General features: G+C 44.9%; 7 protein-coding genes. All 7 read right to left on the reverse strand.

The annotated features are described in order from the left end of the window. Positions 1–78 precede the first annotated feature (78 nt). A complete protein-coding gene (murG, locus tag Q8P86_03690; GenBank protein MDP3996766.1) occupies positions 79–1206 on the reverse strand; it encodes an undecaprenyldiphospho-muramoylpentapeptide beta-N-acetylglucosaminyltransferase in 1128 nt (375 codons plus the stop codon). Positions 1207–1321: 115 nt separating this feature from the next. Then, entirely contained in the window at positions 1322–2452 is a 1131-nt protein-coding gene (locus Q8P86_03695) for a putative peptidoglycan glycosyltransferase FtsW (GenBank protein MDP3996767.1), read from the reverse strand. A 20-nt stretch (positions 2453–2472) separates the two neighbouring features. Continuing rightward, on the reverse strand, positions 2473–3441 hold the full coding sequence (locus Q8P86_03700; GenBank protein MDP3996768.1) for a hypothetical protein: 969 nt from the start codon (positions 3439–3441) through the stop codon (positions 2473–2475). A 15-nt stretch (positions 3442–3456) separates the two neighbouring features. Next, positions 3457–4020 carry an SMC-Scp complex subunit ScpB gene (locus Q8P86_03705; protein ID MDP3996769.1) on the reverse strand — a complete coding sequence of 188 codons (564 nt, stop codon included), beginning with the start codon at positions 4018–4020 and terminating at the stop codon, positions 3457–3459. 23 nt (positions 4021–4043) lie between these two features. Next, the gene (locus Q8P86_03710) at positions 4044–4769 is read right to left on the reverse strand and encodes a ScpA family protein (GenBank protein MDP3996770.1); all 726 of its coding nucleotides are present in this window, start codon (positions 4767–4769) and stop codon (positions 4044–4046) included. A gap of 116 nt (positions 4770–4885) precedes the next feature. Next, a complete protein-coding gene (locus Q8P86_03715; protein ID MDP3996771.1) occupies positions 4886–5392 on the reverse strand; it encodes a hypothetical protein in 507 nt (168 codons plus the stop codon). A 192-nt stretch (positions 5393–5584) separates the two neighbouring features. Further along, the coding region (locus Q8P86_03720; GenBank protein MDP3996772.1) for an ABC transporter ATP-binding protein at positions 5585–6934 on the reverse strand (1350 nt) is incomplete at its 5' end.

Raw genomic sequence — 6934 nt, forward strand, 5'->3', positions numbered from 1 at the left:
ATCGCTTATTATACCAGCTATTTAGGGTATTTAAAAGGCCATTACTCCACTGTCGATTCCCTTCCATACACAATAAACTTATCTCTCGTGCCGAAGAGCAATAGTAAGAATCTCTCTGGCGATTTTTTCAGCGGCATCCGGACGCGAAAAATTAACTGCCGACTGCGACATGCTTTCCATAAGTTTCGGGTTACTCATAAGGTGTTCAATCTCTGACACTAAAATGCTCTTGCTTAGATTTTGTTCTTCTATCACCGTGCACGCGCCGACTCTGGCGTAGTTGTAGGCGTTTTTTGTCTGGTCATGGCTCACTTTCTCGGGAATGGGGATTATTATGGAAGGCATTCCCCAAAGAGCTATCTCAAAAATACTGGAACCGGCCCGCGAAATGACAAGAGACGCCACCGAGCCGGCCATACGAAGCGATAGGTCGTTCAAATAGTCAAAAGGTTTGTATCGGTCTCTGTGTGGGCTTTTTTCCAAAATTATTCTTGCCGTAGTCGTAACCGTTTCGTAATTGGCTTTTCCGGTCTGGTGAATTATTTGGTATTTCTCCACCAACTCCGGAAGAGAGTCAATTATTATTTCATTTATCGCTTGAGCGCCTTGAGAACCGCCGATTACGAGAATCAAAGGAACAGCTACTTCCAGTTTTAAAAATTCATGGGCGCCTTCTTCTCTTGTGGATAAAATTTCTTTACGAACAGGGTTGCCTGTCAGCGCCACTTTGTCTTCCGGAAAAAATTTTGCCGCCTCCGGATAAGAAATGGCGATGCGAACCGCAAACTTGGCCGCCCAGGCGTTTACCCTGCCCGGCTCGCTGTCTGACTCGTGGATGACTACCGGAATACGCAAAAGGCGAGCGGCAAAAAGGACAGGAAAAGATGCGTATCCGCCTTTGCCGAAAACCACGTCAGGATAAATCTTGAAAACGATTATAATTGCTTTAAAAACTCCCGCGACTGTTTTAAAAATGTCAAAAAAATTTTTAACGGACATGTATCGGCGTGTCTTTCCCGCTTGAACTTTTTTAAAAAAAATATCGTTGTCGTAAAGCAGACGAGCGTTGTAAGAATCCGTGGATATGTAATACAGTTCGGGTTTCAAAAGACGTTTTTCTCTGGCAATGTCTCTGATTGATTCCGCCACGGCTATTATGGGATAGAAGTGTCCACCCGAGCCACCGCCTGTAAATAAAATTTTCATAGATAAATTTTACCAACAACCGGCAACCTGTACAACCGACAACGCGGACTGTTAATGGCGACAGTCGGCAATTCGCTTGGGAGAGGAACAAATCTTCCGTCCCGAACGTTAGTTCTCAGTTGTTTGCCGTCGGTTTTTTAGCGTAGCGAGAAATATTTAAAACAATGCCGGTGCTAAATAGAGCTATAAGCAACGCGGTACCGCCGTGACTTACGAAAAGCAAGGGTTGTCCGGAAAGAGGAAAAACGGCAAGCATGGAACCGATATTCATAAAAGACCCGACTATGATGAGTGTGGTTATTCCCGACACTAAAAGTCCGCCAAATACATCAGGCGCGTGCCTGGCGATGTAAAATCCTCGCAGGCCAAAAGCCGTAAACAGAGCTATGAGAAAAAGTCCTCCTATAAATCCGAATTCTTCAGCCGCTACGGCGAAGATAGAGTCGCCGATGGGCTCCGGCAGGTAATTGAACTTTTGTACGCTTTGTCCGAATCCTCTGCCCCAGAGCCCGCCGGATCCGATAGCTATAAGCGACTGCTGTATTTGATAAGAAGAACCGCGCGGGTCATTTTCAGGATTTAGAAAAGTCGTGATGCGCGTCATGACATACGGCCTGCTCCAAGCCAAAAACGTCAAAGACAGTATTCCTATAAGAGCGATTATCAAAATATCCCTGATTTTTCCTCCGGCAAGAACAAACATTGTTACGGCTGTGACAAATATTGACACAAAGGTGCCCGTATCGGGCTGGCTTAAAAGGACTGCTCCAACAACGGCTATAAGACCGCAAAAAGGCAAAAGTCCGTATTTGAATGAACCGATTTCGCGATAAACTCCGGAAAGCCACGAAGCGAAATAAACAACAAAAGCCAGCTTCAGTATTTCAGCCGGTTGCAGACTTATGGGACCGAGAGAGAGCCATCTGGTCGCTCCGCCGTGTGAAAACCCTAACCTCGGTACGAAGACGAGCAAAGTTAAAAGTATTCCGAAGAGAAGGAAGTAAAAAGAATACTTTCGCCAAAGGCGATAAGGCACTCTCGAAGAGATAAAAGCGGCGATTGACCCGAAAATCAATCCGAAAAGAAACTGGTTAAAAATTATTTGCGAAAGAGAAGGTCCGTTCTCTCGCGTAAGAATTCCGAAAGAAGCGGACAAAAAAATAAAAAAACCGAAAAGCACTAAAGCCGATGTTATAAACAGAAACGGCTTGTCAACTTTTCCCGCCGGTTTTAAAAAAGAGTTCATGTCTGCTTGCGGATATTTGATTATTTTTGTGAAAGACCTTGAAGAGCGGCCCAAGCCAACTTTTCCGCGTCTTCAAATCGTCCCGCCGGTGTTGAGCCGAGAATCACTACTATTACAGGATGTTTAAAACCGGCATCAATCGCGAAAACCAAGTTACCACCCGCGAGTTCTGTAAAACCCGTTTTTGAACCCATAAGACGAGGTATGGAATTAACCGCCTTGTTTGTGTTGGAAATATTATGCTGAATTTTATCCAGAGAAGTGATGACAACATTCTCTTCTCTGGTAACGCCAAACACTGAAGGGTGTTTTGTAAACGCCTCCCAAAAAAGAACAGCCATGTCCTTGGCCGAGCCATAAGCGCCGGGCAAGTTTCGACTTTCATCAAGGCCGTTTTCATTTAAAAAGAAAGTTCGCGTGAGGTTTAAATCCTTGGCCTTTTTATTCATGCGAGCTAAAAACTCCGTTCTTCCCTCAATACTGTCCTCCGTGTTTGCCACAATGCGTCCCGCGACTGTGGCGATGGCGCGGGCGCCGTCATTTGAAGAAGTCATGAGAGTAAAGTCAATCAAATCGCGCAAAAGCCACTTTTCGTCAACGTAAAGACCATTGTCGCCCTCCATTTCCAAAAAACTTTTTTCTATGGGGATTATTGTGTAGTCGGGTATTAGGGAAAGCGCGGTCATCGCTGTCATGACTTTTGTCAAAGAAGCGAGTGGCAACGACGTGTTTTCGTTTAAAGCGTAAAGGACTTCGTCATTTAGGGTATCGTACACTATGGCGGCTTTGGCCTCTAAAGATATGTCTTTGAAAGGGTCGGTTTTCTCTTCATAGATTTCCGTTTGAGACACTTCCGCGGACATGGCCACCGCGGAAACGGAGGAACGGTTTTTATCTTCCCTCGGCAAAGTTAAAAAAGAAAAAAGACCCGCCGAGACAATCGTTAAAAGGGCTATGTCCAGTATTAAAGTGTTGTGTTTATCCTGCATAATTCGCGGAAACTATTATAACGCTCCGTCAGAGAGCGAATCGTCTTCCTTTTGAGATTGTTGTTTAAAATCCTCTACGGCTTCTCTGACGGACGCGAATTCGGGCATTTCTTCCACTTTTTTAATTCCCAGATACCCGAGCATTTCAAAAGACGGCCGGTAAGCGAAACTGCGCTTGTCGTTGGGATGAGGTATTCTTTCAACAAGTCCTCGGACCAAAAGATTTCTTAAAATAAACGTGCTGTTTACGCCTCGTATGTAATCAATTTCTCTTCGGCTTGCAAAACCTTGATACATTATAATAGCCATCGTCTCAAGACCCGCCCGGCCAAGTTCCTTGGCTCTTTCCTCCTTCACCAGTCCTTCTATAATTTCCGATGCTTCCGGCGCTGTGCGGATTTCCAATTCGTCGTCCTTGTTCAAAAGACACACTCCCCTGCCTTCAAGAGAGAGGCCGAGATTTTCAGTCGCTTCTTTTACGCTTTGCAAACTTTCTCCCAATGTAAGGGATAGCTCTTTTAATGAAACCGGCTCGGCTTTAAAAAAAAGTATTGATTCTATTTTTGCTTCAAGTGTCATTTTAGTACTTCGTGTTTCAAAGTTTAGTACCGTGGCGTGTTTACTTGCTCTGTTTCCATCATTATATCATCAAACTTGCTTTCTTGAGTAACGTTTATAATACCCTGTTTTACAAGTTCCAACATTGCCAGAAATGATACGATGATGTGGACTTTTTCCGATTTTCCCATTCCGGAAAATTCTCTAAAACTTGTTTTTAGCTCCTTCGCCACTCTTTTTGTTATGTTTTCCACCATCTCTTCCAAACTCATGACTTTTGCCACGACTGCTTTTGGTATTTTCTCCTCTTTCGGCAAGTTTTTTAGGGTTTCTTGTATCGCAAACGCCAATCCGGCGACCGTCATTGCTTTATCAGGAGAAAAGACAATCGGCCTTTTTCTGCTCGGGATGGAAAAAAGAATATTATTTCCGAAACGGGTTTTTATATGCAGTGCCAACTCGCGTATTTTTTCCAGTTGTCGCAAACGCGACTCCAAATCGTCTATGCTCTTTTCTTCCTCTTCCGTCAGTTGGAGAGTGGGGAGAAGATTTTTGGACTTTATGAGAACGAGCGTGGAAGCGACCAAAATAAAATTGGCGCTGTCCGCTATCGGGAAACTTTGAAGAGAACGGATGTAAGCAATATAATCGTCGGCTACCTTTGCAAGCGAAATATCGCTTATGTGGAACTTTCGCTTTTCTATAAGCGACAACAACAAATCCAGCGGTCCTTCAAATTTTTCAGTTTTTATTTCAAAGATGTCAGGCATTCCCGTTATTATAACAAAAAAAAGCCAAGACGGCTGTTTGAAAACGCGGTAGGTTCTTCACAAAAAGGCCTCGCGAAGTTTTACTTCGCGAGGCCAAAAGGAACAACTGCCGGCAGTCAAGAGGGACGGATTAAGTTCCAAAATCTCCACTTCCCCTGTTTTTTGACTTCAACCACGAAACTCCACTCGTCTCCAAAGTCACGGTTGACCCATGCGAAAAACGAGTGTAATTCACTATCACGGCCGAGGACGCATGGGAAGGCGTGGTGGTGTTCTGCGTCCAGCCATATGGAACCGGTAAAGCCAATCATCAGACCCTCTATGTTGTGTCCAGGGTACTGCTGTGACGTTTTGTATGCTTCGCGCCATTGTCCGCGAGCGGGCGTTCCGTACTTTGCCAGCACCCTATTAACCGCCTTGACGTTCGGTTGGTGTCCAATTCTGACTATCCTAAACCACCGCGATTCCATGCTTCCAACTTTTGGTCCTTTGAACTTCCACGAGTTGGCATCACAGTAACCGTCACTGCGCACCATTTTTATGGGATGGGCAGGCACACCCGCGAGCGTCAGCTCAAATTCCTCTTCGTGGGGTACGGGTGTGATTTCTTCTTGTTTTTTCATTGTCTTCCTTTCGTTTGCGTTAAGCGTTAACCGATTTGATACACCATTTCACTCAAGAAGGATTCACTCAATGCACAAAGGTCTTAAGTGCTCCTGACACCTTAATACACCGACGTTCACTCTGTCAAGCGTAACGCGTAGTGTCAGAATTCGCCCTTTAAGGAGGCGCGGAAATCATTGCGTAATCCCCAGTTACTCATGAAGGCCGATTTGGAGTTCATAAAGACGGCGGTATTCGCCGTCCTTTATTAACACAAGTTCATCGTGCCTGCCTTTTTCCACGATTTGACCGTCTTTAAAAACCAAAATCTTGTCGGCTCGGCGCACTGTTGAAAGTCGGTGAGCGATTATGAAAGTAGTCCGATTTTTCATGAGCTCTTTTAGGGAGTCGGTTATGATTTTTTCTGAAGACGCGTCCAAGGCGGATGTCGGTTCGTCTAAAATCAAAATTTTGGGCTCTCTCAAAATCGCTCGGGCGATGCCCACGCGCTGTTTTTGGCCCACCGAGAGCTTCACTCCCCTCTCTCCCACGAGCTGATTCCACTTTTCCGGAAAACTCTCAATAAAATCATAAGCGTGAGCTTTTCTCGCGGCCTCTTCCACATCTTTTTCGCTCTTGTGGAAAGAACCGTATTTTATGTTGTGCGAAATAGTGTCGTTAAAAAGAGCTACTTCCTGTGGCACCACGCCTATTTCTTGACGAAGAGACAGCAAGTCAATTTCTCTGATTTCGCGCCCGTCTATGAAGACCTTGCCGCTTGTTGGGAAGTTGTATCCGGAAATAAGTTCAATCAAAGTTGTTTTTCCCACTCCCGATTCTCCTACGAGGGCCACAATCTCGCCGGCTTTGACTTCAAAAGATATGTCTTTAAGGATATTTCGTCCCTCATAACCGGCTGATACATTTTCAAAACAGACATCGCCTTTTATTTTTGTGTTTCCGTCGCCACCCTTCGGATGATAATTTTCCGGCGGCTCTTTCAGTATTTTCTCGGCGTCCTCTATTTGTATAACCCCGTTTTGTATCACTTGCCACTGGCGACCGATGGTTACAAACGGTCCAAACATCATAGTGGCATAAGCGTTAAAAGCCAGAAGGTCTCCGAGTGTCATTTCCCCTCTTTGTATAAAAGTTACTGAAGCGATAAAAATCACGAGTTGGGTGGCTATAATAATAGTCCTCTGCGCCAAAGTCAGATTGCTCCAAATCCTGTTCATTTTGTTCCAAAGCGAAAGTACCGGACCTGTCAAAAGGTTTTCCATCCTTTTCGCCTCGTAATGTTCCGTGGTTGCTTGTTTTACGGTGGAGATATTTCCAAAAAGGTCATAACTGTCTCCAAATGCCTGCCAAAGATTTTTTTGATACTCTCTTTGAATGTGGGCTATGGGTAAAACAGAACGAGCAAGGATTACGGTGTAAGAGACAATTCCCACGATAAGCGCCACCGCCAAAATCGGCTTTAGGTAAAAAGTTACTCCGAGGGCGATAAGTATTGAAAGAAACTGGGGCGCGAGGTCTATGACAATACGGCCGATTATGGT

It is taken from the genome of bacterium, assembly GCA_030699905.1.
In the GTDB taxonomy this organism is placed as follows: domain Bacteria; phylum Patescibacteriota; class Minisyncoccia; order Phycocordibacterales.